General features: G+C 36.7%; 1 pseudogene. It reads left to right on the forward strand.

Features of this window, described 5'->3' with window-relative positions:
• Positions 1-282 (forward strand): annotated as a pseudogene (locus ACFINO_RS10690) (DnaB-like helicase C-terminal domain-containing protein); the annotation flags it as partial.
• Positions 283-679: the final 397 nt, after the last annotated feature.

Below are 679 nucleotides of genomic sequence, written 5' to 3' on the forward strand. Positions count from 1 at the left end.
TGCAGATCTACGAGAATCAGGTTCCATTGAACAAGATGCCGATATTGTGCTGTTTGTTTATCGCGAAGAATATTATCTCAAAAAGGAAGTAGCGCCAAGTATAGAAAATGGCAAGAGACAATGGAGAAAGCCAAGGGCAAAGCTGTGGTTATTATAGCCAAACAACGCCATGGTCCAACAGGAATAGTTTCTCTTGCCTTTCAATCCGATTTTACACGCTTTAGCGATCTAGCAGACAATGGGAACGTCTCAGAGAATAGGAGTGATTATCATGCTTTGTAGGATAAAAGATGTAGAGGAGCAAAATCCAATAGATTCGCATTCAAAATTACGAATCTTAAAACAGCCTTTGAAAGGTCTTTGAAGACCTTTTGAGAACCCCTTAAAAACCCTTTGAAAAAAAATAAATTGCTGCAAAACCTACTGTCAAACTACAGGCATGTTGGAAAATCCTATTCCCGCACCTTTATTTATACATCCCGCACCTTAAAAAAACATACATAAAATCAATAAGTTATAGCGTGATAAAAGTGCTGTGGCGGAGGGGGTGGGGGCGTTATACTTATATAAAACCAATAAATTATATAAAGGTGAGGGAATTTTGATTCCGGTGATTTTATTAACTTATTTTCTGTTTATGCCAAACTTTTTTAAAAGCTTATTCTCAATCATTTTACCA

The sequence above is a fragment of the Bartonella sp. AA83SXKL genome (assembly GCF_042196965.1).
Classification (GTDB): Bacteria; Pseudomonadota; Alphaproteobacteria; order Rhizobiales; family Rhizobiaceae; genus Bartonella.